The 25638-nt window shown below is 61.3% G+C and carries 14 protein-coding genes and 2 pseudogenes; 6 read left to right on the top strand and 10 right to left on the bottom strand.

Annotation, left to right across the window (positions count from 1 at the left end):
- Positions 1–3: 3 nt before the first annotated feature.
- The 4 genes and pseudogenes from mscK to AB4P94_RS03860 all read right to left on the bottom strand — a co-directional run.
- Positions 4–3342: a mechanosensitive channel MscK gene (gene mscK, locus AB4P94_RS03875; protein ID WP_395609482.1), complete on the bottom strand. Its 3339-nt coding sequence runs from the start codon at positions 3340–3342 to the stop codon at positions 4–6.
- Positions 3343–3399: 57 nt separating this feature from the next.
- Complete coding sequence (locus AB4P94_RS03870) at positions 3400–5142, bottom strand: potassium/proton antiporter (protein ID WP_395609481.1); 1743 nt, start codon at positions 5140–5142, stop codon at positions 3400–3402.
- Positions 5143–5368: 226 nt separating this feature from the next.
- Positions 5369–5968, bottom strand: a pseudogene (locus tag AB4P94_RS03865) (methyl-accepting chemotaxis protein); the annotation flags it as partial.
- Between the two features lie 303 nt (positions 5969–6271).
- Positions 6272–6928: pseudogene (locus AB4P94_RS03860) on the bottom strand (MCP four helix bundle domain-containing protein); the annotation flags it as partial.
- Positions 6929–7271: 343 nt separating this feature from the next.
- Between AB4P94_RS03860 and AB4P94_RS03855 the strand changes: the two are divergent.
- Together AB4P94_RS03855 and AB4P94_RS03850 are read left to right on the top strand one after the other, a co-directional pair.
- A complete protein-coding gene (locus AB4P94_RS03855) occupies positions 7272–7502 on the top strand; it encodes a hypothetical protein (protein ID WP_016972676.1) in 231 nt (76 codons plus the stop codon).
- Positions 7499–7792, top strand: coding sequence for a cell division protein ZapA (locus AB4P94_RS03850; protein WP_395609480.1), 294 nt, complete (start codon positions 7499–7501; stop codon positions 7790–7792). Before AB4P94_RS03855 ends, AB4P94_RS03850 begins: the two co-directional genes overlap by 4 nt.
- A gap of 3 nt (positions 7793–7795) precedes the next feature.
- Here the strand turns inward: AB4P94_RS03850 and AB4P94_RS03845 are convergent, their stop codons facing one another.
- Positions 7796–9598: an acyl-CoA dehydrogenase gene (locus AB4P94_RS03845; protein WP_395609479.1), complete on the bottom strand. Its 1803-nt coding sequence runs from the start codon at positions 9596–9598 to the stop codon at positions 7796–7798.
- Between the two features lie 212 nt (positions 9599–9810).
- Positions 9811–13764, bottom strand: coding sequence for a trifunctional transcriptional regulator/proline dehydrogenase/L-glutamate gamma-semialdehyde dehydrogenase (gene putA / locus AB4P94_RS03840; RefSeq protein WP_395609478.1), 3954 nt, complete (start codon positions 13762–13764; stop codon positions 9811–9813).
- A 460-nt stretch (positions 13765–14224) separates the two neighbouring features.
- On the opposite strand from putA, the gene putP reads away from it, so the two are divergent.
- Complete coding sequence (gene putP, locus AB4P94_RS03835; protein ID WP_395609477.1) at positions 14225–15709, top strand: sodium/proline symporter PutP; 1485 nt, start codon at positions 14225–14227, stop codon at positions 15707–15709.
- 81 nt (positions 15710–15790) lie between these two features.
- On the opposite strand, the gene AB4P94_RS03830 is transcribed toward putP, so the two are convergent.
- Positions 15791–16279, bottom strand: coding sequence for a DUF2165 family protein (locus AB4P94_RS03830; protein WP_395609476.1), 489 nt, complete (start codon positions 16277–16279; stop codon positions 15791–15793).
- A gap of 187 nt (positions 16280–16466) precedes the next feature.
- Here AB4P94_RS03830 and AB4P94_RS03825 point away from each other — a divergent pair, with 187 nt between their 5' ends.
- The 3 genes from AB4P94_RS03825 (at position 16467) to AB4P94_RS03815 (ending at position 20166) form a co-directional block, all read left to right on the top strand.
- Positions 16467–18464, top strand: coding sequence for a type VI secretion system tip protein VgrG (locus AB4P94_RS03825; RefSeq protein WP_395609475.1), 1998 nt, complete (start codon positions 16467–16469; stop codon positions 18462–18464).
- 40 nt (positions 18465–18504) lie between these two features.
- The gene (locus tag AB4P94_RS03820) at positions 18505–19230 is read left to right on the top strand and encodes a DUF4123 domain-containing protein (RefSeq protein WP_395609474.1); all 726 of its coding nucleotides are present in this window, start codon (positions 18505–18507) and stop codon (positions 19228–19230) included.
- 99 nt (positions 19231–19329) lie between these two features.
- A complete protein-coding gene (locus tag AB4P94_RS03815) occupies positions 19330–20166 on the top strand; it encodes a 23S rRNA (adenine(2030)-N(6))-methyltransferase RlmJ (protein WP_395609473.1) in 837 nt (278 codons plus the stop codon).
- 96 nt (positions 20167–20262) lie between these two features.
- Here the strand turns inward: AB4P94_RS03815 and msrA are convergent, their stop codons facing one another.
- The 3 genes from msrA to aceF form a co-directional block, all read right to left on the bottom strand.
- Entirely contained in the window at positions 20263–20910 is a 648-nt protein-coding gene (msrA, locus tag AB4P94_RS03810; RefSeq protein WP_016972668.1) for a peptide-methionine (S)-S-oxide reductase MsrA, read from the bottom strand.
- Between the two features lie 76 nt (positions 20911–20986).
- Positions 20987–23680 carry a putative bifunctional diguanylate cyclase/phosphodiesterase gene (locus tag AB4P94_RS03805; protein ID WP_395609472.1) on the bottom strand — a complete coding sequence of 898 codons (2694 nt, stop codon included), beginning with the start codon at positions 23678–23680 and terminating at the stop codon, positions 20987–20989.
- A 306-nt stretch (positions 23681–23986) separates the two neighbouring features.
- Entirely contained in the window at positions 23987–25627 is a 1641-nt protein-coding gene (gene aceF / locus AB4P94_RS03800) for a dihydrolipoyllysine-residue acetyltransferase (protein ID WP_395609471.1), read from the bottom strand.
- Between the last annotated feature and the right edge of the window lie 11 nt (positions 25628–25638).

The raw sequence follows: 25638 nt of genomic DNA, 5'->3' as shown, positions 1-25638 counted from the left end.
GCGTTAGTCGAGTTTGCTCGGCGGTGGTTCCTGCACGCCGCCGTCGTTGGCGGGCTTGGCCGGGGTGTCGACTTCCACCAGTTTGTATTCCTGGCCGTGGAGGTTCTTGAGGTAGACCTCCATCTGGCGGAACGAGATGTTGATGTGGTGGTTCTTGAACTCGCGGTTGATAAAGCGGTTCACCTCGTCGATCACCGGGTTGCGGTCGCCCAGGTCGCGCACGTGCATGCGCAGTTCGTGGTCGAGGGTGCTTTCACCGAAGTTGAGGAAGTACACGTGGGGTTCTGGTTCTTTGAGCACCCGTGGGTTTTCCCTGGCGGCCTTGAGTAACAGTTCCTTCACCAGGTCCAGATCAGAGCCGTAGTCCACGCCCAGCTTCAGGGTGACCCGGGTGATGGTGTCGGTCAGCGACCAGTTGATCAACTGCCCGGTAATGAAGGTCTTGTTCGGAACGATGATGTCCTTGCGGTCAAAGTCAGTGATGGTGGTGGCGCGGATGCGGATCTTGCTCACCGTGCCCGACAGGTTGCCGATGGTGATGGTGTCACCGATGCGCACCGGGCGTTCGAACAGGATCATGATGCCGGAGATGAAGTTCGCGAAGATCTCCTGCATCCCGAAGCCCAACCCCACCGACAGCGCCGCCACCAGCCATTGCAACTTGTCCCAGCTCACGCCGAGCGTTGAGAGCGTCGAGACAAAACCCACACCGGCGATCACGTAAGACAGCAAGGTGGTGGTCGCGTAGGCGCTGCCCTGGGCCAGGTCCAGCTTGGACAACACCAGCACTTCCAGCAAACCGGGCAGGTTGCGCGCCAGGGCGAAGGTGATGCCGACGATGATCGAGGCGCCGAGCAAGTCGCCGATGCTGATCGGCACCATGCTGATATTGGCGCCGGTGCCGCTGGTGTATTCGTACAGCGTCACGTTGTCGAGGTAGGAGAACACGGTGATCAGGTCTTTCCACACCCAGTACAGCGCGGCGATAAAGCCGCCGAGCAAGGCCAGGCGGATCAGGCGCATCGACTGTTCGTTGACCTGTTCGATGTCCAGCGTCGGCTCTTCGATGACCGCTTCGCCGTCGCCGGCTTCCTTGGCGGCCTGGCGTTTTGCCAGGGCTCGCGCATAGGCCAGGCGCCGTGCGGCAACGCCCAGGCCACGCACGAAGGTGGCTTCGATGACCAGCCAGAACATCAACAGGTACAGGGTGTTGATCAAGCGGTCGCTGAGTTTGAGCGCGGTGTAGTAGTAGCCAAAGCACACGGCGATAAACAGCGCGACGGGCAGGGCGGTAAATACCAGCCCCACGAACTTGCGGAACAGCGAGGCTTTTTCGTGGGTCGGGCTGTTCAGCAGCAGGCGGCCGAGCAGCCAGGCCATCAGTGCGTAACAGGTCAGCACCACGCCGATGCCCAACACATCGTCGGCCAGCGCCGCCGGTTGGTGCTCGGCGATGGCTACCACCGCCACCAGTGCGAGTACGACGAGGCCCAGTTTGCGGATCCAGCCCTGCAAAAAGGCCACCTGCGGCCGTTCCCAGCGGAAATGCAGTTCAGCCACGCCACCCGGCGCGAGAATCCGGTAGGCGGTGTAGAACACCAGCCACGCCTGAGCAATCAGCAGCAGCGCCGCGCCCAGGTTGGCGTTTTGCCCGCGGGCGTCGATTTGCAGGGCGTAGCCGCAGAGTGCCAGGCCCAGGGACACCGGCATCGCCAGCAGAATGTTGATCAGAATCGCCTGGGGTGTATGCCACTGGCTGTCGCGCTTGAAGTGGCCGATGTCCAGGTGGACTTTGTTGAGGCGCTGGTACAGGGCTTTGCGTCGCCACAGCAACGCGCCAATCAGCAGCAACAACGGCAGGAACAGCAGCGGGCGCTGGGTCAGGCCGTCATACAGTTCGCTGACGCTGGAGGCCCAGGGCAGGGTGGTGACTTGTTTGCTCAGATGATCCGGGACGGTTTCCAGCCATTCGGTGTCCAGCGGCTTGTTGCTCGGAATCCAGAACATCTGTTCATCCAGCGTCGCGCGCAGGGTGGTCGCGGTGCTGAGCAATTGTTTCTGGTTCAGTTGCAGCGTGATGGACTCGTTCAGCAGTGCGCTCAGTTCACGGCTCAGGCGCTCCAGCAGGTCGCTGCGGGTGATCGCCAGTTCCAGCAGGGTGCGGCGCAGTTGCGGGGTGACGTCTTCCGGCGGCTGGTTGGCCAGCAGGCTGTCCACATAGGTGCTGGGGGTGCTGATCAGCTCGCGTTGCTGGTTGACCTCGAACTGGTACAAACGAATGTTGGCGATATCGTCCGCCAGGTTGCGGTCGACCGTCAGGCGCGGCAGCGCTTGCTTCTGTTTGTAGAGGATCTTGGAGAGCAGCAGGCTGCCCTTGAGCACGTTGATTTGCTCGTCCAGCGCAGAGTCGCTCTGGGTGACGGTATCGAGTTGCTGCTTGGTCTGCAGGTTTTTCTGGGTCAGGTCGTTGAGACGGTCAGTGCTTTTGAGCAGGTAGTCGGACAGCTTCAGGTTGGCCGCGCTTTCCGTGGCGAGCAGGCTGCTGCCCCCGGCTTTCTGTGCTTCGATGGACTGTTGCGTCACCGTCTGCTGGGACTGGGCCAGGCGTTTCTGGTTGATCAGGGTTTGCAGGTCCTGGATCTCTTGTTCCAGGCGCGAGGTTTTCTCCAGCACCAGGTCATGCTGGCTGTTGCCCAGGTCTTGCAATTGGCTGTTGCCGGCCAGTTCCTGGCGGCGCAGCGGGATCAGTGCATTCAGGGCGGCGAGTTCGGCGTTCAACTGGTTGCGCTGGTCGCCGCTGATCGCCTTGCCGTTGTCTTTACCGGCCTTGAGGATCGAATTGATCTGCTGGATGCGCGTCTGGCTGCTGCTGATTTCGGTCTGGGCGCGTTCCGGGCGGGTTTGCGCGGCGATGGTCAGGCTGTTGGCATCGGCCAATTCCTTTTGCAGGTCGCCTTGCTGGGTGGTGCGTTGCACCAGCAATTGCTCAAGCTGCGGCACCGGCAATGTGGCATAGCGCTGGGCAACCGGGATGACTTTGGTGGCCTTGAGCCGTACCAGCTCGCGCTGGTTGTCAGTGGTCTGGCGCGGCGCGTCTTCCAGCTGGCGCTTGAGGTCGGCGAGGCGTTGTTCGTAATCCTGCTTGTTGCCCAGATACGTCAGGGTCTGTTGCAGGATTGATTGCAGTGCCTTCATGTCGGCGTCGGGCAGCTTGCGGTCAGGCAGCTTGTCCAGGGTTTGCTGGATGGCATCGGCACTGGGCGGGTCGGCCGCGTGAACGCTGCCGACACAAAGGGTCAGGCCTAGCAGGGCAGTGGCTAAAAAGGTGCGCAGAGTCGTCATGGATACCGGTCGAGCAAGGTCAAGAAGGTGGGGGGCGTGGCGCCATAGCCCCGCAGTTTAGAGGAAGAGCCCGGGGCCCGGACGACTTCCTTCGGGGAATTTGACGCCGACTTTTCCGATTCTGTTCCCGTCCATGACCGCGACGGTCCACAGGGTGTTGTTCCATTCCACCTGGTCGCCCACAACCGGGGCGCCGCCGACCTTCTGGGTGATGAAGCGGCTGAGCGGCATGTCCGGGTCGATACCCTCGAGTTTGAGCCCGTAGAGGGCCGACACCGCGCCCAGCTGGGCGTCGCCTTCAAGCACGAAGTCGCCGAAGAAACGCAGGTCGAGGCCGCGTTGCGGCGCCTGGCTGAACAGTTTGCCCAGGGCCGGCAGGTTGTGCTCATGGCCGATCACGCAGAGCAGATCGTCGACTTCGAGCACCGTACTACCCGACGGATGGAGCAGTTGCTGGCCGCGAAACAGGGCGGCGATCCGGGTGCCCTCGGGCATTTTCAGCTCGCGCAGGGCAGCGCCGATGCACCATTTCTCGGCGCCCAGGCGGTAGACAAACAGCTCCCACTCGCTGGTGACGTGCACTTCCAGGGCTGCGCGAGAGATGGGCGCAGGGTCCGGCGGTACGGTCACTTTGAGCAACTTGGCCACCCACGGCAGGCTGGTGCCCTGTACCAGCAACGAGACCAGCACGATAAAGAACGCCAGGTTGAAGTACAGCTGCGCGTGGGGCAGGCCGGCCATCAGCGGGAACACCGCCAGAATGATCGGCACCGCGCCGCGCAGGCCGACCCAGGCGATAAAGGCTTTTTCGCGCCCGTGGAACGCCTTGAACGGCAGCAGGCCGACCATCACCGACAGCGGCCGCGCAAACAGGATCATCCACAGCGCCAGGGCGAGGGCGGGCAACGCGATCGGCAGTAAGTCATGAGGTGTGACCAGCAGGCCCAGCACCAGGAACATGCCGATCTGCGCCAGCCAGGCCATGCCATCGAGCATATGCAAAATGCCATGGCGGCTGCGCACGGGGCGGTTGCCGATCACCAGGCCGCACAGGTACACGGCGAGGAAGCCGCTGCCGTGCAAGGCGTTGGTCAGGGCGAAGACGAACAGGCCGCCGGCAATGACCAGGATTGGGTACAGGCCGGTGGCCAGGTTGATGCGGTTGACCAGTTGCAGCATCAGCCAGCCCCCGCCCAGGCCGACGATACCGCCGATGCCAAACTCGCGGATCAGGTGCGTGAGCAGGCTCCAGTGCAGGCCGGTCTGGCCGCTGGCGAGCATGTCGATCAGAGTGACGGTGAGGAACACCGCCATCGGGTCGTTGCTGCCGGACTCGATTTCCAGGCTGGCGGTCACCCGTTCGTTCAGGCCCTTGCCGCCGAGTAAGGAGAACACCGCTGCGGCGTCGGTGGAGCCGACAATGGCGCCGATCAGCAAGCCTTGAATGATATTGAGGTTGAACAGCCAGGCCGCGGCCATGCCGGTGAGGCCGGTGGTAATCAGCACCCCCACCGTGGCCAGCGACAACGCCGGCCAGAGCGCCACGCGAAAACTCGCCACCCGTGTGCGCAAGCCGCCGTCGAGCAGGATCACGGCCAGGGCAAGGTTGCCCACCAGGTAGGCGGTTGGGTAGTTATCGAAGATGATGCCGCCGCCATCGACGCCGGCAACCATGCCCACCGCGAGGATAATCACCAGAATCGGGATCCCCAGGCGGGACGAAAGAGAACTGACCAGAATGCTCGCACTTACCAGCAACGCGCCGATCAAGAACAGGCTGTTGATGGTCGTCGCATTCAAAGGCAGTACTCCAGAACCGGGTAGACGAGGCGCAAACTGACCATGCAGTCTGCGTGCCAGCGATTCTAACCTGTTGAATTGCTGCGCTGTCAAAAAGCTTTTAGGGCACGGCGCTGGCTTGTGTGGGAGCCGGGCTTGCCCGCGATGCAGGCGCCTCGGTCTTCAGGTGGATCGAGGTGATGCCATCGCAGGCAAGCCAGCTCCCACAGAGGATAGGCGTTGGCAGTTAGAGACGGAAACGACCGACCATCCCGTTCAAGTCCACCGCCAGGCGCGACAATTCACTGCTCGCCGCGCTGGTCTGGCTGGCGCCGGTCGCCGATTGCACCGACAGGTCGCGGATATTCACCAGGTTGCGGTCCACTTCCCGCGCCACCTGCGCCTGTTCTTCCGCCGCGCTGGCGATGACCAGGTTGCGTTCGTTGATCTCCACGATGGCCGTATTGATCGTATCCAGCGACATCCCCGCGCCTTTGGCGATGTTCAGCGTCGATTCCGCGCGCTCGGTGCTGTTGCGCATCGAATCGACCGCGTGCTCGGTGCCGGCCTGGATGCTGCCGATCATCCGCTCGATCTCGCTGGTCGATTGCTGGGTGCGGTGGGCCAGCGCCCGTACTTCATCGGCCACCACCGCGAAGCCACGACCTGCTTCACCGGCGCGGGCGGCTTCGATGGCGGCGTTCAGCGCCAGCAAGTTGGTCTGGTCGGCCAGGCCGCGAATCACGTCCAGCACTTTGCCGATATCACGGGACTCATTCGCCAGGTCGCCAATCAATGTCGCGGTGGCTTGTACATCACCGCTCATGCGTTCGATGGCACTGACGGTTTCCTGCACCAGGTCGCGGCCGTCGCCGGCAGAGGTGGTGGCGTTGCGCGAAGCCTCGGAGGTACTGACGGCGTTGCGCGCGACTTCTTCAACGGCGCTGGTCATCTCGTTGACGGCGGTGGCGGCTTGTTCGATTTCGTTGTTTTGCTGGGTCAGGCCACGGGCGCTTTCGTCGGTCACGGCGTTCAGCTCTTCCGCCGCAGACGCCAGCTGGGTGGCAGAGCCGGCGATGCGTTGCAGGGTGTCGCGCAGCTTGTCCTGCATCTTGGCCATGGCCGCGAGCAGGCGCCCGGCCTCGTCGTTGCCCTCAACCTTGATCGGGCGCGTGAGGTTGCCTTCGGCGACTTCTTCAGCCGCTTCCAGTGCCTGGGAAATTGGCACGGTGATGCTGCGGGTCAGCAGCCAGGCGAACAGCACGGTCAATGCTGTGGTGAGGACCAACAGGCCCACCACCAGGCTGAAGGCGCTGTCGTACTGGGCTTTAGCGGCCTGATTGGTCGCCAGCGCCATCTTGCTGTTGATCTCGACCAGGCGGTCCATCGTGGCGTTGATCTTGTCGGAGTTGGCCAGCAATTCGGTGTTGAGCAGCGTGCGCAGCTCATCGAGCTGGTTGGCGCTGGACAACGTCATCATGCGCGCTTCGATCTGGCGGTACTGGCTCAGCAACTGCAGGTATTCGTTATAGGCGGCGCGCTCTTCAGGGCTTTCGATCAGTTTTTCGTACACCCCTTGGGCGGCGCGAATCTGCTGGTTGCGGGTTTCAAACGATTGCAGGGTCTTTTGCTGCACTTCCGGCTCGCGGTTGGTCAGCAGGCGGTAGGACAGCACGCGCAGGCGCAGGGTCAGTTGGGTGAACTCGTCCAGCGCGCGAATGCTCGGCACGCTGCTCAGGGTGATGTCGTCGGTGGCTGCGCGAATCTTGCTCATCTGGTTCAAGGCAAACACACCGAGAAACAGCATCAGTGCGCCAATAAACGCAAAGCCGAGGAACGCCCGCGGAGCGATATTCATATTTCGTAGGGACATGCTGAGATCCTGGAAGGACCGCGATCCGTGCGGGCTTGAGACGAGAGTGTGTAAGGCCTATCGGCCATACGACTAAAGTCTTAAATGGGTGCGCGCTTTTGTCGCATCTGACGACGGGTTCAGGCGATTCAGGAACCAGATCGGGTAATTGCAGTCACTAAGGCTCGAAAGTGCGGCCCGGCCCTTAAAAAACGGGCTGTACGCCGGGGATAACCCTGGCATCCGAGGTGAATTTTCTTTATCGTCACCGCCCTTTGAAAAAGCCCGAGAAATCAAAATGTTAGAAGCATCCCTCAGCCAGCTGGAACAACTGGTCAGCGACCTCGTACAACAGAATCAGGACCTGTTGGGCAGCAACGAATCCCTTAAGGCAGAACTGGCCCGTGCCAAGGATGAAAACGACAGCCTGCAATTGAACCTGATGGAGCAGGAAGAAAAGAACGGCGCTACCGCTGCGCGCATCCAGGCGTTGGTTGAGCGTGTGAGCGCAGGGCCTGTCAGCGCATGAATGAAGGGATAAAGGTCGTTTCGATTCTCGGTGAGGATTACTCGATCAAGGCGCCGCAAGGGGAAGACCAAACCCTGCTGCACGCCGTGACCATGCTCAAGGCTTCCCTGGCCACCACCAAGAAAAAGTACCCGACCCTGATCGGTGACAAATTATTGGTACTGGCCGCGCTGAACCTGTGCGCCGAGCAGATCGAAATGCAAAAGCATCATCAGCAGGAACTCGACCGTTACCAAGAGCAAGTCAGCGCCACGGTCGATGTAATCTCCAAGGCTATCGGACAGCCTTAGCGGTTAGAACCACTCATCCTGCATCCCCAGGCACGTGTCATCGCGTGCCTCCAGAATCGCCAGTTCATGATGGCAGCCCGGCACTTCCCAGGTCAGGAAGTACCGGGCAGCCTGGAGCTTGCCTTTATAGAAGGCCACGTCGGCCGCATTGCCTTTGGCCAAGCCTTCTTCGGCGCGAATCGCTTGCTCCAGCCAGCGCCAGCCAATCACCGTGTGCCCGAACACTTTCAGGTACAGCGCCGAGTTTGCGAGGCTGCTGTTGACCTTTCCCTGGGCGAGATCCGTCAGCAGGCCTATCGTCACGCTTTGCAGGCGGTTCACTAACTGCTCCAGGGGTTCTCTTAATGCAGTCAGGCCAGGGTACTCCTGGGCCCGCGCGCCGGTTTCGGCGATCAGGCGAATCAGCTGTTTGAGCCCCGCGCCACCATTTTGCGCGAGTTTGCGCCCCAGCAGATCCAGGGACTGAATGCCGTGGGTGCCTTCATGGATCGGGTTCAGGCGGTTGTCGCGGTAGTATTGTTCCACCGGGTATTCGCGGGTGTAGCCGTGGCCGCCCAGGATCTGGATCGCCAGTTCGTTGGCCTTGAGGCAAAACTCCGACGGCCAGGATTTGACGATGGGTGTGAGCAGGTCCAGCAGTTCGTGGGCCTGTTTGCGCTCGGCTTCGGTGTCCAGGGTCGTGGTGTCGTCGAACAGGCGCGCGGCGTACAGGCCCAGGTCGAAAGAACCTTCCACGTAGGCTTTCTGGGTCAGCAACATGCGTTTGATGTCCGCGTGCTGGATGATCGACACCGGCGCGGTGGTTGGGTCTTTGCTGTCGGGCAGGCGACCTTGCGGGCGTTCGCGGGCGTACTCCAGCGAGTACAGGTAGCCGGCATAACCGAGCATCACCGCGCCCATGCCGACGCCGATGCGCGCCTCGTTCATCATCTGGAACATGCAGCTCAGGCCCTGGTGGGGCTTACCCACCAGATAGCCGACACAGTTGCCGTTATCGCCGAAATTAAGGGCTGTGGACGTAGTGCCGCGCCAGCCCATCTTGTGAAACAGACCCGCCAGCAGCACGTCGTTGCGCTCGCCCAGGCTGCCGTCATCGTTGACCAGGAATTTGGGCACGATAAACAGCGAAATGCCCTTCACCCCGGGCGGCGCGTCCGGCAGTTTGGCCAGCACCATGTGCACGATGTTTTCCGACAGCGGGTGGTCGCCGCCGGAGATGAAGATCTTGTTGCCCTTGAGGCGATAAGTGCCGCCAGCCGCAGGTTCTGCGCGCGTACGAATATCCGACAACGATGAACCCGCGTGAGGTTCGGTCAGGGCCATGGTGCCGAAGAAGCGGCCATCGATCATCGGTTGCAGGAAGCGTTGTTTTTGCTCCTCGGTGCCGAAGCTTTCGATCAGGTTGGCAGCGCCCATAGTCAGGAACGGGTAGGACGTGGAGGCAGCGTTGGCGGACTGGAAATGTGCGAAGCAGGCCTGGGACAGCAGGGTCGGCAACTGCATGCCACCGGCTTCGAAGCTGCGGGCGGCGTTGAGGAAGCCGGCTTCGAGGAAGGCATCCACGGCGGGTTTCACTTCCGGGATCAGAATCGCCTTGCCGTCCTCAAAGCGCGGTTCGTGTTCGTCGTTTTTGCGGTTGTGCGGCGCAAAGTACTTTTCGGCGATGCTGCGCGCAGTGCTGATCGCGGCGTCGAAGGTTTCGCGGTTGTGTTCGGCAAACCGCTCGCGCTGGGTCAGGCCCTCGGCATCGAGGACTTCGTACAGCTCGAAAGCCAGATTGCGGGAACTGAGCAGCGTCTCGGACATGGCGGCTTACCTGTGTGGGGATAGGCCGGAGTCTAAGTGCGCAAATAGAGGCTGGATAGCAAGATTGATTTGCGTGATGCAAGTGCAAAACGCGGGCATAAGAATTGAAATGCGGTGAAATGTGGGAGCGGGCTTGCTCGCGAATGCGGTGGATCAGTCAGCACATCTGTGACTGACACTCAGCATTCGCGAGCAAGCCCGCCCCACATGTGTTAACCGATGGTCATCAGGCTGGCGTTGCCGCCCGCAGCTGCGGTGTTAACACTCAACGCCCGCTCGATCACCAGGCGCTCCAGCGCAATCGCCGTCTCACCCTGCGACAAACCATGCACCCCGACAATGGCCCCGCCACGCTGCGCCACTTGCTGGCACACCGCACGCAATTGGTCGGAATCGCCGTGGTGCAGAACCGCGTCAAACACCACCTCGTCCTTGGTCCAGTCAGCCACACGCTTGATCTTCGCCTGAATCTCCTTCGGCAAGCGTGGGAACAAGGCTTTGGTCAGGTCTGTTTCCGGCCACACCGCCGAACCACCCACGGCCAATACCGCCGCCAACTGAGCCAGCAAATCACCTTCCACTTCAGCCAGGCACAGCACGTGCTCGCGCGGCAGGATCGCGTAGCTGTTGCGCTCGCCGGTCGGGCCAGCCAGTTGGCGGGTGATACCGCTTTGCGATTGCGTGGCGAACCTGCTGCACAGGGCACTCAGGTCGCTGAACTGGTTACTGTCGGCCCAGTTTTTCAGGGTGGTCAGCGGCTGGCTCATGGCATCGCGCAGGCGCACGTCCGGTGCGGCGAGTGCGTCGCCACGAACGAAGGATTGTTCGATTGCATCCGTAGGGCGAGTCGACAGCAGGCGATACAAGTACAACGGGCCACCCGCCTTCGGACCAGTGCCCGACAGGCCTTCGCCGCCAAACGGCTGCACGCCGACCACAGCGCCGACGATGTTGCGGTTCACGTAGACGTTGCCGGCATTGACGTTGTCGATCACCTTGGCGATGGTCTCGTCGATACGGGTGTGCACGCCCAGGGTCAGGCCGTAGCCCGACGCATTGATCTGCGCAATCAGTTGGTCGATCTCTTTGCGCTTGTAGCGCACCACGTGCAGCACCGGGCCGAAGATCTCCCGTTGCAGTTCGTCGAAGCTTTCCAACTCGATCAGCGTTGGCATCACGAACGTGCCGCGCTTGATCTCTTCGCCGTCGGCAATCGCCACCTGGTACACGGTGCGGCCTTTGTCGCGCATGGCCTGGATGTGTTTCTCGATGCCGGCCTTGGCTTCGGCGTCGATCACCGGGCCGATGTCGACGGACAGGCGCTCAGGGTTGCCCAAGCGACATTCCGCCATGGCGCCCTTGAGCATTTCGATCACGCGGTCTGCCGAATCTTCCTGCAGGCACAGTACACGCAGGGCCGAGCAGCGTTGGCCGGCACTGTCGAAGGCCGAGGACACCACGTCGATCACCACTTGTTCGGTCAGTGCCGAAGAGTCGACGATCATTGCGTTCTGGCCACCGGTTTCGGCGATCAGCGGGATCGGACGGCCCTGGGCATCCAGGCGGCCGGCGACGTTGCGTTGCAGCAGGCGCGCAACTTCGGTGGAGCCGGTGAACATCACGCCTTTGACGCGATCATCGCCGACCAGGCGCGCGCCCACGGTTTCACCCTGGCCCGGCAGCAATTGCAGCACGCCTTCCGGAATGCCGGCTTCGAGCAGGATGCGTACCGCTTGAGCGGCGACCAGCGGGGTTTGCTCGGCGGGCTTGGCCAATACCGGGTTGCCCGCTGCCAATGCAGCAGCGACCTGGCCGCTGAAAATCGCCAGCGGGAAGTTCCACGGGCTGATGCACACCACCGGGCCCAACGGGCGGTGGGCGTCGTTGGTGAAATCGTTGCGTGCCTGCACCGCGTAATAGCGCAGGAAATCCACGGCTTCACGCACTTCGGCGATGGCGTTGGCGAAGGTCTTGCCGGCTTCGCGGGCCAGCAGGCCCATCAGCGGCTGGATTTCGCCTTCCATCAAATCGGCGGCGCGTTCCAGGATCGCGGCGCGCTCGGCGGGCGGGGTAGCCTGCCAGATCGGGCCGGAGCTGATGGCGCACTGGATGGCGTTGTCGACATCGGCGACGGTGGCCTCTTGCACGTGGCCGACCACGTCACGCAGGTCGGACGGGTTCAGTACTGGTGAAGCGGCTTCATTGCTGGAGGCGCAACCGAGCATCGGCGCGGCTTTCCAACTGTTGTGCGCGGTGGCCAACAGGGCGCAGGACAGCGACGCCAAGCGGTGTTCGTTGGCCAGGTCGATGCCCGCCGAGTTGGCGCGGTCGCTGCCATACAGGTCACGCGGCAAAGGGATACGCGGGTGTGGCAGGCCGAAGCCGCCTTCCAGCGTCGCCATTTGCTCGATGCTGGCTACCGGGTCGGCTACCAATTCCTGAATCGAGATGGATTGGTCGGCAATCCGATTGACGAACGAGGTGTTGGCGCCGTTTTCCAGCAAGCGACGCACCAGATACGCCAACAGTGTTTCGTGGGTGCCGACCGGTGCGTACACGCGGCACGGACGGTTCAGCTTGCCTTCGGAAACCTTGCCTACAACCTGCTCGTACAGTGGCTCGCCCATGCCGTGCAGGCATTGGAACTCGTACTGGCCGGGGTAATAGTTCTGACCGGCGATATGGTAAATCGCCGACAAGGTGTGGGCGTTGTGCGTGGCGAATTGCGGGTAAATAACTTCCGGCACCGACAGCAGTTTGCGTGCGCAGGCAATGTAGGAAACGTCGGTGTACACCTTGCGGGTGTAGACCGGGTAGCCTTCCAGGCCTTCGACCTGGGCGCGCTTGATTTCGCTGTCCCAGTACGCGCCTTTGACCAGGCGGATCATCAGGCGGTGGCGGCTGCGGCGCGCCAGGTCGATGACGTAGTCGATCACATACGGGCAACGCTTCTGGTACGCCTGGATCACGAAACCGATGCCGTTCCAGCCTGTCAGTTGTGGCTCGAAGCACAGGCGTTCCAGCAAGTCGAGCGACAGCTCCAGGCGGTCGGCTTCTTCGGCGTCGATGTTCAGGCCAATATCGTATTGCTTGGCCAGCAGCGTCAGGGACAGCAGGCGCGGGTACAACTCATCCATCACGCGCTCGTACTGCGCACGGCTGTAGCGCGGGTGCAGGGCCGACAGCTTGATGGAGATGCCCGGGCCTTCATAAATCCCACGGCCGTGAGAGGCTTTGCCGATGGAGTGAATGGCTTGTTCATACGAGGCCAGGTACTTCTGGGCGTCGTGTTCAGTCAGTGCGGCTTCACCGAGCATGTCGTAGGAATAACGGAAGCCCTTGGCTTCGAACTTGCTCGCGTTGGCCAGGGCTTCGGCGATGGTTTCGCCGGTGACGAACTGCTCGCCCATCAGGCGCATGGCCATGTCGACGCCCTTGCGGATCATCGGCTCGCCGCTTTTGCCGATGATGCGGCTCAAGGACGAGGTCAGGCCGGTTTCGTTGTGGGTGGCCACCAGTTTGCCGGTCAGCAGCAGGCCCCAAGTGGCGGCGTTGACGAACAGCGACGGGCTGTTGCCCAGGTGCGGCTGCCAGTTGCCGGTGCTGATCTTGTCGCGGATCAGTGCGTCACGGGTGCCTTTGTCCGGGATGCGCAGCAGCGCTTCGGCCAGGCACATCAGCGCTACGCCTTCCTGAGACGACAGGGAGAATTCCTGCAACAAACCCTGAACGATGCCTGCACGGCCGCCGGCGCTTTTCTGATTGCGCAGCTTCTCGGCGATTGAAGAGGCGAGCTTGTTGGTCGCTTCGGCCATTGCGGCAGGCAGGCGCGCCTGCTCGATCAGCATCGGCACCACTTCCGGCTCCGGACGGCGGTAAGCGGCGGTGATCGAAGCGCGCAATACGGATTGCGGCAGGATGCTCTCGGCGAACTCCAGGAAGCACTGGTGGGCGTGGTCATTCGGGACCTCGCCTGCGTCTTCAGCGTCCTTGGTGCTCAAGCCATTGAGCTCGGTCAGGGTTGCACCCCCCTCCAGTTTCTCCAGGTAATTGAAAATCGCCTGCTTGATCAGCCAGTGCGGCGTGCGATCAATGGAGGTCGCGGCGGCCTTCAGGCGTTCGCGGGTCGGGTCGTCGAGTTTGACCCCAAGGGTGGTCGTTGCCATCTTTTTATCCTCATGGGTGCCACTACCGAGTGGCATCTGCTGGCGGCAAGATTAGCTTTGCGCAGAAAGAGGTGCAACCGGGTGCAACCCTTTTTATCCATGAAATTTTTGATGGTGATCAGGCGAAATGATCGGTCTGGCCAAATCGGTTGCATAACGGTGCAATCGGTTCTGAAATTTTCTGCGCTTGCTCCGAAAAGGAGCAAAAAACCGGTGTTTTGCCTGAAATAGACCTAGGTGCAACTTATTCTCAAGAAACTGGTTGCACCTTATTTGCTTTGTTGAATAGCATTCACGCCCAAGGTGCAACCACCACAGCGGTTCGGTTCATCGGCTGGCGGCTTTCCTGGGGAAACGCCAGTCATAAATGCGCGGCACGCAGTTTCGTCTACCCGGTTAGCAATGGGTGGCCGTCTGACAGACCGTCGCTACATAAAAACAAAGCCAGGGCGTCACTCTTATGAGCGTTAGTAATCCAACCCTGATCACGTTTGTGATCTACATCGCAGCAATGGTGCTGATCGGCTTCATGGCCTATCGCTCCACCAACAACCTTTCCGATTACATCCTGGGCGGCCGCAGCCTCGGTAGCGTGGTGACGGCTCTGTCGGCCGGTGCTTCCGATATGAGCGGCTGGTTGCTGATGGGGTTGCCGGGCGCGATCTACATGTCGGGCCTGTCGGAAAGCTGGATCGCCATCGGCCTGATCGTCGGCGCTTACCTGAACTGGTTGTTCGTGGCCGGCCGCCTGCGGGTGCAGACCGAGCACAATGGCGACGCCCTGACCCTGCCGGATTACTTCTCCAGCCGCTTCGAAGATAAAAGCGGCCTGCTGCGGATCATCTCTGCGGTGGTGATCCTGGTGTTCTTCACCATCTATTGCGCTTCCGGCATCGTCGCCGGTGCCCGCCTGTTTGAAAGCACCTTCGGCATGTCCTACGAGACTGCGCTGTGGGCCGGTGCTGCGGCGACTATTGCCTACACCTTCGTCGGTGGTTTCCTGGCCGTGAGCTGGACAGATACCGTACAAGCCACCTTAATGATCTTCGCGTTGATCCTTACGCCGATCATCGTGTTGCTGGCCACCGGTGGCGTTGACACTACCTTCCTGGCCATCGAAGCCAAGAACCCCGACAACTTCAACATGCTGAAAAACACCACCTTCATCGGCATCATTTCGTTGATGGGCTGGGGCTTGGGTTACTTCGGCCAGCCGCACATCCTCGCGCGTTTCATGGCGGCGGACTCGGTGAAGTCGATTGCCAATGCGCGTCGTATCTCCATGACCTGGATGATCCTGTGCCTGGGCGGCACCGTGGCGGTAGGCTTCTTCGGTATCGCCTACTTCTCGGCGCACCCGGAAGTGGCCGGCCCTGTCACCGAGAACCACGAGCGTGTGTTCATCGAGCTGGCCAAACTGCTGTTCAACCCATGGATTGCCGGTGTGCTGCTGTCGGCCATTCTTGCTGCCGTGATGAGCACCCTGAGCTGCCAGTTGCTGGTGTGCTCCAGCGCCCTGACCGAAGACTTCTACAAAACCTTCCTGCGCAAAAACGCCTCCCAGCTTGAGCTGGTGTGGGTCGGCCGCGCGATGGTGCTGGTGGTTGCCTTGATCGCTATTGCCATGGCCGCCAACCCGGACAACCGCGTGCTCGGCCTGGTGAGCTATGCCTGGGCCGGTTTCGGCGCAGCCTTCGGCCCAGTGGTGCTGATCTCGGTGATGTGGAAAGGCATGACCCGCAACGGCGCCCTGGCCGGTATCCTGGTCGGCGCGATCACTGTGATCGTGTGGAAGCACTTCAGCCTGTTGGGCCTGTACGAAATCATTCCGGGCTTCATCTTCGCCAGCCTTGCGATCTACTTCGTGAGCAAGCTGGGCGCACCGACCGCAGGTATGGTTGAGCGTTTTGATGCGGCGGAAAAAGACTACAACCTCAACAAGTAACCTCTTCGGGTGCTGAGCACTCGTTGAGTTGAAAAAAAGGCCCGCGTCCTACGGATGGCGGGCCTTTTTTTGTGGCTTGATTCAGTCAGAATCCGGCAGGTTCAAGAAGATCAGCACACCCACAATCGCCATGTAGAACTTGAACGCGGCATCCTGGCCATTCCACTGATGGGATTGCCACATCAGGAACCATTCGCCGCCCACCACCATAAAGCCGAAAAACCACACCACGAAGCCAAGGGCGAGACCGAGGGTGGCGCAGGCTTTGGCGCGGTTGAAATCGGCGCTGCCGGCGTGCCGCGCGCGCCACAGCTTCAATGCGCCCAGCACTAGCAGCAAACCGGTGAGTGCTTCGCCAAAGATGATCAGCGCGTAGGCGGCATGCCACAACCACGGTGTGGTGATGGCGCGGTACATGGCGGCGTTGCCCGGGAAGGTGGTGTCCATGCTCAACACGTGTTTGACGAAGGCGAAGTTGGAGCCGTAGTCCGTGATGTTGTTGAACGCGACCAAGCAGGCGAAGGCGGCGAGTGAGAGGGTCAGGGCGATTTTTGCGTAGCGGCTGGTCATGCTTTTTCCAGTGATCCGGCGAGGAAGGGGCAAATACGCTAGCACGGCTGCGGGGCGTCTTTGACGCCGGATAGATGAAGAATTCGGAATCGATTGTGTAGGAGCTTACTGATTTGCGCAGAGGGGGCTCAGGTGGGCAAAAAGCTGGTGCAGAATCGACCGCCCACCCCTCGCAGAGAAACACCGGATGTTCGCTCCTGCCAATCAAAGTGCGTTTAACCTGACCCTCGATGGGCAGCCCAGCGATTTAAAGGTCCATGGGTTTTCGGGCGATGAATTTATAAGCCTGCCATTCCGTTTTGACCTCGAACTGGTCAGTGATCAAGCCGATCTGGATCTCGAAAGCCTGCTACATCGCCAGGCGTTCCTGGGATTTGACTCCGAGGGGCATGGTATTCACGGCCAGGTGTATCGGGTGGCGCAAGGTGATGCGGGCAGGCGCTTGACCCGTTACCAAATCACCCTGGTGCCGCAGTTGGCCTATCTGGAGCACAGCACTCACCAGAGGATTTTCCAGAAGAAATCCGTGCCCCAGATCATTGCGCTGGTGCTGCAAGCCCAGGCTATTCAGCCAGATGCCTTTACATTTCAACTGAGTGGGAAATACCCCGAGCGTGAGTACTGCGTTCAGTTCGGCGAAACCGACTTGGAGTTCATTCAGCGCTTGTGTGTCGAGTCGGGTATTCATTACCACTTCCAGCACAGTCCCGAGCGCCACCTGCTGGTGTTCGGCGATGATCAGAGCGTTTTCGTGCAGCCGGACCAGGCCACGCCTTACTCCCCAGGCTCCGGGCTGGTGGCTGACACGCCGGTGATCAAGCGCTTTATTTTGCGGCTCAAAACCCGTAGCACCGGCGTTAACCTGCGCGACTATGATTTCAAGAAGCCGCGCCTGACACTGGAAAGCACGGCTGCCACCCGGCTCTCCCCGGCGCTGGATGATCATGGCTACCCCGGTCACTTTTCAGACCGTAATCATGGCAAATACCTGGCGCAACGGCTGTTGGAGCGCCATCGCAGCGATTATCGGCAAGCCCGGGGAATGAGTGACCAGCCGGCCCTGGTCACCGGGCAATTCCTGAGGATGGCCGGCCACCCTCGTCAGGAATGGAATGATTTATGGTTGGTCACCCAATTGCGTCACGAGGGCCGCCAACCGCAAGTGCTGGAGGAGGTTGTCCCTGACGGTGATGGCAATGATTTGTCTCAGGGCTACAGCAACGAGTTTGTTGTAACCCCTTGGGACGTGCCATTTCGAACGCCTCTGGTCATGGCTCGGCCGCAAATTTCAGGCTATCAGAACGCGGTAGTCACCGGCCCTGCCAACAGCGAAATCCATTGCGATGAATACGGCCGGGTCAAAGTGCAAATGGCCTGGGATCGTCACGGCAAGCACGACGACCACTCCAGCTGCTGGCTGCGCGTAGCCAGCGGCTGGGCCCATGACCGTTATGGTGCGGTGCTGATTCCACGGGTGGGCATGGAAGTGCTGGTGGGCTTCGTCAATGGCGATCTGGACATGCCGTTGGTCATGGGTTGCCTGCCCAACGCGGCGACCCCCGTGCCACTCGACTTGCCAGCCGACATGACCCGCAGCATTTTCCGCAGCCAAAGCAGCCCGGGTGGTGGTGGCTACAACGAGCTACGCATCGAAGACCGCAAGGGCGCCGAAGAAATCTACCTGCGCGCCCAACGCGACTGGACCCAACATGTGCTGCATGACCAACAGGTACAGGTCGACAACGCGCGTCGGGTGAAGGTTGGGGGTGAGTCGCACCATGAACTGCAGGGCGAAGAACAGCGCATCACCCATGGCAACCGACTGACTGAGCTGAAGCAGGATGATCATCTGGTGGTCGGCGGCTCGCAGCAGATGCGCGCCGGGCGAACGATTCAGATTGGCGCGGGGCAAAGCGTAGTTATCGATGCAGGCGCCAGCGTCACGATTCAGGCGGGCGGGCAGTCCATCACGCTTTCAGCGGGTGGGATTTTCAGCAGCGTTCCGATCCAGATTGGCGGTGCGCCTGCTCCGGCGGCTTCACCGTTGACACCCGGAATCAAGGAAAAACTGTTGGCGGTACTGCCTGCACCGCTAAGCCCGGTGCAAGTGGCGAGCTTGAAGCGAAGTGCGCCGTTTTGTGAAGAGTGTGAGCGTTGCAGGAATGGGCAGTGCGACGTCGCATGATCCCAAAATCACCCACGAGCCTTAAAAGGAATTTGCCCCCATGCCTCAACCCATGACACCCACTGCGTGGCTGGCTGAAACCCCTCTGCATACCGGCGAGCAACTCTTCGCAGTGCTGGGGAACGCCAGTGATGCCAAGCCGCTGGTTGCGTGGCAATCCTCGGCGGCCGGGGCGCTCCCTCGATCACTCTGGGCCGGCACGGCTTATGCCGAGTGGAGTGAAGTGATGCCCTATGTCGGTATCATCGAACCCGACAGCCCCTTTCTCGATTGGATAGCAGCGACCGAGTCGACAGACTGGGGCTGGCTGGCGGTGTCGTCGAGCCCACTGGAAGCAGTGGTGGCGCACCTGCAAAGCCTGACCAAGGTGTATTTGCCGGATGACCAGCAGGTGTTTCTACGTTTTTGGGATGGCGCGCAGTTTCTGCCGGTTTTGCAACAGCTGGGCGATGAGGCGGGAAAGGTGTTGCCGGTGTTCCAGCGTTACCTGATCAATGGCCGACCGCTGTCGGTGGCGACCGGCGCGGTTACGGCTGCCAAAACCAGCCCATGGTGGCGAGTCCCTGCGCCGTTACTGGCGCATTTGGCCGAGCAGTCACCGCAAACCCTGATCGACAATTTGCTGCAATGGCTCGAAGAACAGCGCCCCGACTTGTACACAGCCTTCACGCCAACCACCTTGCAGCACAAGGTCGCTTATTTCGCACGCACCTCGAATGTCAGTCATGAAGCACTGGCCAATTACCTGGCTGTGGAATTGAGCTGAACTCAGGGGCTGTATCGACGGCATGGGCTCCGCCCGACATGCAGCCCTGCACCTTTGCCCGCGTAGCAGGTAAACTTCGCCCCCTGCGCAGGAGCAACCATGAATTATCGTCACGCCTTTCACGCCGGCAACCATGCCGATGTCTTCAAACACCTGACCTTGACCCGCCTCATCGCCCTGATGTCGCGCAAGGAGCAGCCGTTCGCCTACCTCGACACCCACGCAGGCATCGGCTTGTACGACCTGCAGGGCGACCAGGCCAACCGCACCGGTGAATACCTGGAAGGCATCGCGCGCCTGTGGGGCCAGAGCGACCTGCCGCCGCTGACCGCCGACTACATGCTCGTGCTGCACGAGATGAACCCGGATGGCCAGTTGCGCTATTACCCGGGCTCGCCGGAGCTGGCGCGTCGTCTGACGCGGCCTCAGGACCGTGTGCTGCTCAACGAGAAACACCCGGAAGACGGCGTTTTGCTCAAGGACAACATGAAGGGTGATCGCCGGGTCAAAGTCCACCTGGGCGAAGGCTGGCATGTGCCGCGTGCTTTGCTGCCGGTGCCGGAAAAACGCGCGCTGATGCTGATCGACCCGCCGTTTGAAAAACTTGATGAAATGCAGCGCTGCGCGGCGTCCCTCAAGGAAGCGGTCAGCCGTATGCGTCAGACTGTAGCGGCGATCTGGTACCCGGTGAAGGACCAGCGCATGCTGCGTCGTTTCTATCAGGACCTGGCCGGCACTGGCGCGCCGAAGCTGCTGCGTGTGGAGTTGCTGGTGCATCCGCTGGACACCCCAAACACCCTGACGGGTTCGGGCCTGGCGATTGCCAACCCGCCGTGGGGTTTGGAGGAGGAGTTGCGTGAGCTGCTGCCGTGGCTGTCCAAGCAGCTGGGCCAGACCCAGGGTGGGTGGCAGATGGATTGGTTGATTGCCGAATAACTGTACCGCTTGAAATGAAGCTATCGCGGGCAAGCCCGCTCCCACAGTTGATCGCGTATCAAGGTGGGAGCGGGCTTGCCCGCGATGCTTTTGGCGTCAGATCGGGCAGGTCACGCCCGTACCGCCGATCCCGCAATAGCCCTGCGGGTTCTTCGCCAGATACTGCTGGTGATACGCCTCGGCGAAGTACACCGTCGGCGCCTCTTCGATTTCCGTGGTAATCACGCCTAGCCCCGCCTTGGTCAATTCACCCTGATACGCCTCGGCACTCGCCTGCGCTGCCGCGAGTTGTTCCGGCGTGGTCGCGTAGATCACCGAACGGTACTGGCTACCGATGTCATTGCCCTGGCGCATGCCCTGGGTCGGGTTGTGCAGTTCCCAGAACATCTTCAGCAGGTCTTCGTATTTCACTTTGGCCTGGTCGTACACCACCAGCACCACTTCGCTGTGGCCGGTCAGGCCCGAGCAGACTTCTTCGTATGTCGGGTTCGGCGTGTAGCCACCGGCGTAACCGACCACGGTGCTGACCACGCCGTCGCGCTGCCAGAACCGGCGCTCGGCGCCCCAGAAGCAACCGAGGCCGAAAATCGCAAAGCCAACGTCGTCCAGGAACGGGCCCAGCAGGGGGTTGCCGTTGACGAAATGCGTTTCCGGCAGGTTCATCGGGGTTTCACGGCCAGGCAAAGCTTGTTCTTGAGTAGGCAACACGTTTTTGTTCACCAGAATTTCCGAGCGCAAGACCATGATCAGTCCTCTCAGTCAGATTGAGTTGGGTAAGTAATGAGTCAGACAGCCAGTGTGCCCGAGTGTTACAGCGCTGTCAGGCGATTGGCCCGCGTGGGTAGCGCTTAAGCTTCTCCAGCAGCTCTGCGCCGGGAATCGGCCGGTCGAACAAGTAGCCCTGGCCGACGTCGCAGCGATGCCGGCGCAGGAACGCCAACTGTTCGGCTGTCTCGATGCCTTCGGCCACCACCTTGAGCTTAAGGTTGTGGGCCATGGCGATCACCGCCGAGGTGATTTCCATGTCGTCCTGGTTGTCCGGGATTTCGTGGATAAAACTGCGGTCGATCTTGATGATGTCGATGGGGAATTTTTTCAGGTAGCTCAGCGACGAATAGCCGGTGCCGAAGTCGTCCATGGCCAGGGTCAAGCCGAAGCTTTTCAACTGGTCGAGTTGCTGGCGCGTGTCTTCGGTGGCTTCCAGCAGCAGGCCTTCGGTCAGTTCCAGCTCCAGCAGGTTGGCCGGCAGTTGTTCTTCCTTGAGGATGGTGGCGATGGAGGCCACCAGGTCCGGGTCGGAAAACTGCTTGGGCGACAGGTTGATCGCCACCTGCAGGTTGCCCATGCCATTGGCGCTCAACTGCTTGCTCATGCGGCAGGCCTGGCGCGCGATCCATTTGCCGATGGGTATGATCAGCCCGGTTTCTTCAGCGACGCTGATGAACTGGTCGGGGCGGATCATGCCCTTTTCCGGGTGGTTCCAGCGCAGCAGCGCTTCCATGCCGAGCAAACGGCCGCTGCGCAGGCACAGCTTGGGCTGGTAGAACACGTCCAGCTCGTTCTGGGTCAGGGCGCGGCGCAGGTTGTTTTCCACGAATAGTTTGTAACTCGCCTCAGCGTTCAACGCTTCGGTGAATACCTGCACCTGGTGTTTGCCGTTGGCCTTGGCCTTGTGCAGGGCAAGGCCTGCGTTGCGCATCAGGGTTTGCGGGTCGCGGCCATGCAGCGGCGCGCAGGCCAGGCCCACGGAGCCGGTGACGCTGATCAATTGGTTGTCGACGAACATCGGCTTGTCGAGGGTGGTCAGCAACTGGCTGGCGACTTGCTGGCCCGTCTCAAGGTCGGTGTCATCCAGCAGCACCGCAAATTCGTTGCTGGCAAAGCGCGCCAGGCTGCCGCCGGCACTCAGGCTGTTGCGCAGGCGCCGGGCCAGGCTGATCAGCAGTTTGTCGCCGGTCTGGTGGCCGAGGCTGTCGTTGATCCGCTTGAAGTTGTCGATGTCCACCAGCAGCAGGCTGATCGGGCTGTCGCTGTCGCGGGCAAAGCGTTCATCGAGGTTGCGGATGAACGCGGGGCGGTTGCCCAAATTGGTCAGGTTGTCGGTGTAGGCCAAGCGTTCGATGCGCTGTTGCGCGAGCTTGGTCTGGGTGATGTCTTCGTAGATGCCGATGTAGTGGGTCAACTCACGGTTGTCGCCATACACCTTGGAAATCGACAGCTGGCCCCAGTAGGGCTCCAGGTTCTTGCGCCGGCTCTTGAACTCGCCCTGCCAACTGTTGCTTTTAGCCAGTGAAGACGGCGCGTCGAACAGCAGCTCGCTGAGGTTCTCCAACGCCGGCAGCTGTGCCAGGCGGTGGCCGTGGACTTCCTCGGCGCTGTATTGGGTGATCGCGGTGAAGCTTGGGTTGACGTACTCCACCACACCGTCGCAATTGACCAGCAAAAACGCGTTGGCACTCTGCTCCACGGCGCGCTGGAACAGGTGCAAGGCACTGGTGGCGGTGCGGCGGTTGTGGTTGTTGATGACTTGCGCGAACTGGTCCGCCAGCTCACCGGCAAAGGCGATCTCGTCGGATTGCCACGCGCGCGAGCTGCCACCCTGTTCAAGGCACAGCACGCCGACGACCTGGCCATCCACGCGGATGCTGGCGTCGAGCATCGCGTGCACGTCCTTGGCGCGCAGGCTCTCGGCCATTTCACGGGTGCGCGGGTCGCGCATCGCGTGGGTGGCGTCGATGGCGCGGCTGGAGTGCAAGGCTTCCAGGTAATCGGGGAAACTGCTCGCGTCGATGGCTTCGGGCAAGTGGTGCTGTTGGTCGGCGCGGTGGTACGCCGAGATCGGCACCAGGCGCTGGCCTTCGAGGTTCCAGATGCTTGCGCAATCGATCTGGTAGATGTCGCAGGCGCTGCGGGTGATCAGCTCGGCAGCTTCCAGCAGAGAATTGGGCGTGGTGTAGCGCTGGCGCGCCAGCAGCAGGATCAGCTCTTGTTGGGCGCGTACCCGCTCAAGATGTTGCAGTTGTTCTTGCTGGGCGCGCTGGTTGAGTTCCAGGGCGATCTGCAGGCGACTGTTCTGGTTTTCCAGGTCAGCGGTCGGGGCTGCCGTGGGGATTTCGCTGAACAGCCCGTCGACGACCATCAGGTAGCCGCGCAGCAGGTGGCGATTGTGTTGTTTGTAGGCTTCGCCCATTTCCAGCAAGCTCAGCGGGCCATCATTGGTGTGCAGGGTGTAGCGCACCAGATAGTGCGGGCTCTGGGCCAGTTGCTGCTGGATGGCGTCGTGTAGCTGATAGCGCGCCTGGGGCTCCATCAGGCTGGCGTAGGGGGTGCCAAGCAACGCACACAATTCAACTGCCGGCAGGCCGAATTGGCGCTCGCAATTGGGGTCGAGGTACAGCAAGGCCCAGCTTGCCTCATTAAGCCGCTCGAAACGCAGCATACCGAGGCGCGAAGGCACCGGTAATTGCGTCACTACCTCGGCCGCCATTCGGGCGACATCGGGTTGGCTTTTCATGGGGGAAACTCGCTTGGGAAGACGCGCACGGCGCCGGGCTCACGCCCTCTTTACTGTCGCCTGCGGCAAGGTTGCATCATGCAGCACGTACTGACAAGAGAGGATGAAGGCTAAGTGCTATATGTGTGTTATCGGCCGCGCGAGGGATTTCTGCAATCGGGGTGATGGGTGGTGTACAACGCCATTTCCGGTGCCCAACAAACGCCCAAAAAAAAGCCCCGCCAGAGCGGGGTTGAGGTACGAGCGTGGCGCTCGGAAATCGGTGTAGCCAGGCCTCCCCCCGGTGAAGGGGAGGCCCGTTGAGGCTTACAGCAGGATGGTGCGGATGTCGTTCAGCAACTGGCTCAGGCGCTGGGTGAAGCGAGCCGCAGCAGCGCCGTTGATCACGCGGTGATCGTAGGACAGCGACAGTGGCAGCATCAGCTTCGGCTGGAACGCTTTACCGTCCCACACAGGCTGGATGGTTGCCTTGGAAACGCCCAGGATCGCCACTTCAGGCGCGTTGACGATTGGCGTGAAGCCAGTGCCGCCAATGTGACCGAGGCTGGAGATGGTGAAGCAAGCGCCCTGCATGTCGTCCGGGGTGAGCTTCTTGTCGCGGGCCTTGGCAGCCAGTGCAGCGGCTTCAGCGGCAAGTTGCAGCAGGCTCTTCTGGTCGACGTTCTTGATGACCGGTACCAGCAGGCCATCCGGGGTGTCGACGGCAAAGCCGATGTGCACGTATTTCTTGCGGATGATCGCCTTGCCGCTTGGCGCCAGCGAGGCGTTGAAGTCCGGCAGCTCCTTGAGCAGGTGTGCACAGGCCTTGAGCAGCAGTGGCAGCACGGTCAGTTTCACACCGGCTTTTTCGGCCACGGCTTTCTGCGCAACGCGGAAAGCTTCCAGGTCGGTGATGTCGGCCTGGTCGAACTGAGTCACGTGCGGGATGTTCAACCAGCTGGCGTGCAGGCCGGCCGCGCCAATTTGCATCAGGCGGGTCATCGGCACTTCTTCGATTTCGCCGAAGCGGCTGAAATCGACGGTGCGGATCGGCGGAATGCCCGAACCACCGGTAGCACCGCCGGCAGCCGGCGCTTCCTTGGCTTTCTGCATCATGGTTTTGACGTAAACCTGCACGTCTTCCTTCAGCACGCGGCCGTGAGGGCCGCTGGCCGCGACAGCGCTCAGCTCAACGCCGAACTCACGGGCCAACTGACGCACGGCAGGGCCGGCATGAACCTTGGCACCGCTTGGTGCTGGTGCAGCCGCAGGGGCCGGAGCAGCCTCGGCTTTTGCAGCAGGCGCAGGGGTAGCAGCGGCTGGTGCAGCTTCAGCCTTGGCAGCGGGAGCGGCGGCCGGTGCTGGGGCAGCAGCCGGTGCAGCGCCTTGTACTTTGAGCTTGAGGATGAAGTCGCCAGTGCCGACTTCGTCTTCCAGCTTGACCGCGATGCTTTCCACCACGCCGGCAGCCGGCGACGGGATTTCCATGGAGGCCTTGTCGGACTCCAGGGTGATCAGCGACTGGTCGGCTTCGACGGTGTCGCCGACCTTGACCAGCAGCTCGATGATCTTGGCCTTGCCCGACGAGCCGATGTCCGGGACGTGAATGTCCTGAACAGAGGCTGCGGCCGGAGCAGCAGCCGGGGCCGCTGGGGCCTCGGCAGCAGCAGGCTTTTCAGCAGGCGCGGGTGCAGCAGCGGCAGCAGGAGCTGGCGCAGGGGCCGCATCAGCGGCACCTTCGATTTCCAGTTCCAGCAGTTCGTCGCCTTCTTTCAGGCGGTCGCCCAGCTTCACTTTCAGGCTCTTGACCACGCCGGCCTTGGGAGCAGGAATTTCCATGCTCGCCTTGTCCGACTCCAGGGTCAGGATGCTCTGGTCGGCTTCGACTTTGTCGCCGACCTTCACAAACAGCTCGATTACTTCACCTTCACCGCTGCCGATGTCAGGTACGCGAATGAGTTCGCTCACAAAAAATCTCC

It is taken from the genome of Pseudomonas sp. B22129 (assembly GCF_044218875.1).
In the GTDB taxonomy this organism is placed as follows: Bacteria; Pseudomonadota; Gammaproteobacteria; order Pseudomonadales; family Pseudomonadaceae; genus Aquipseudomonas.
This window is presented reverse-complemented; position numbering and strand designations above follow the sequence as displayed.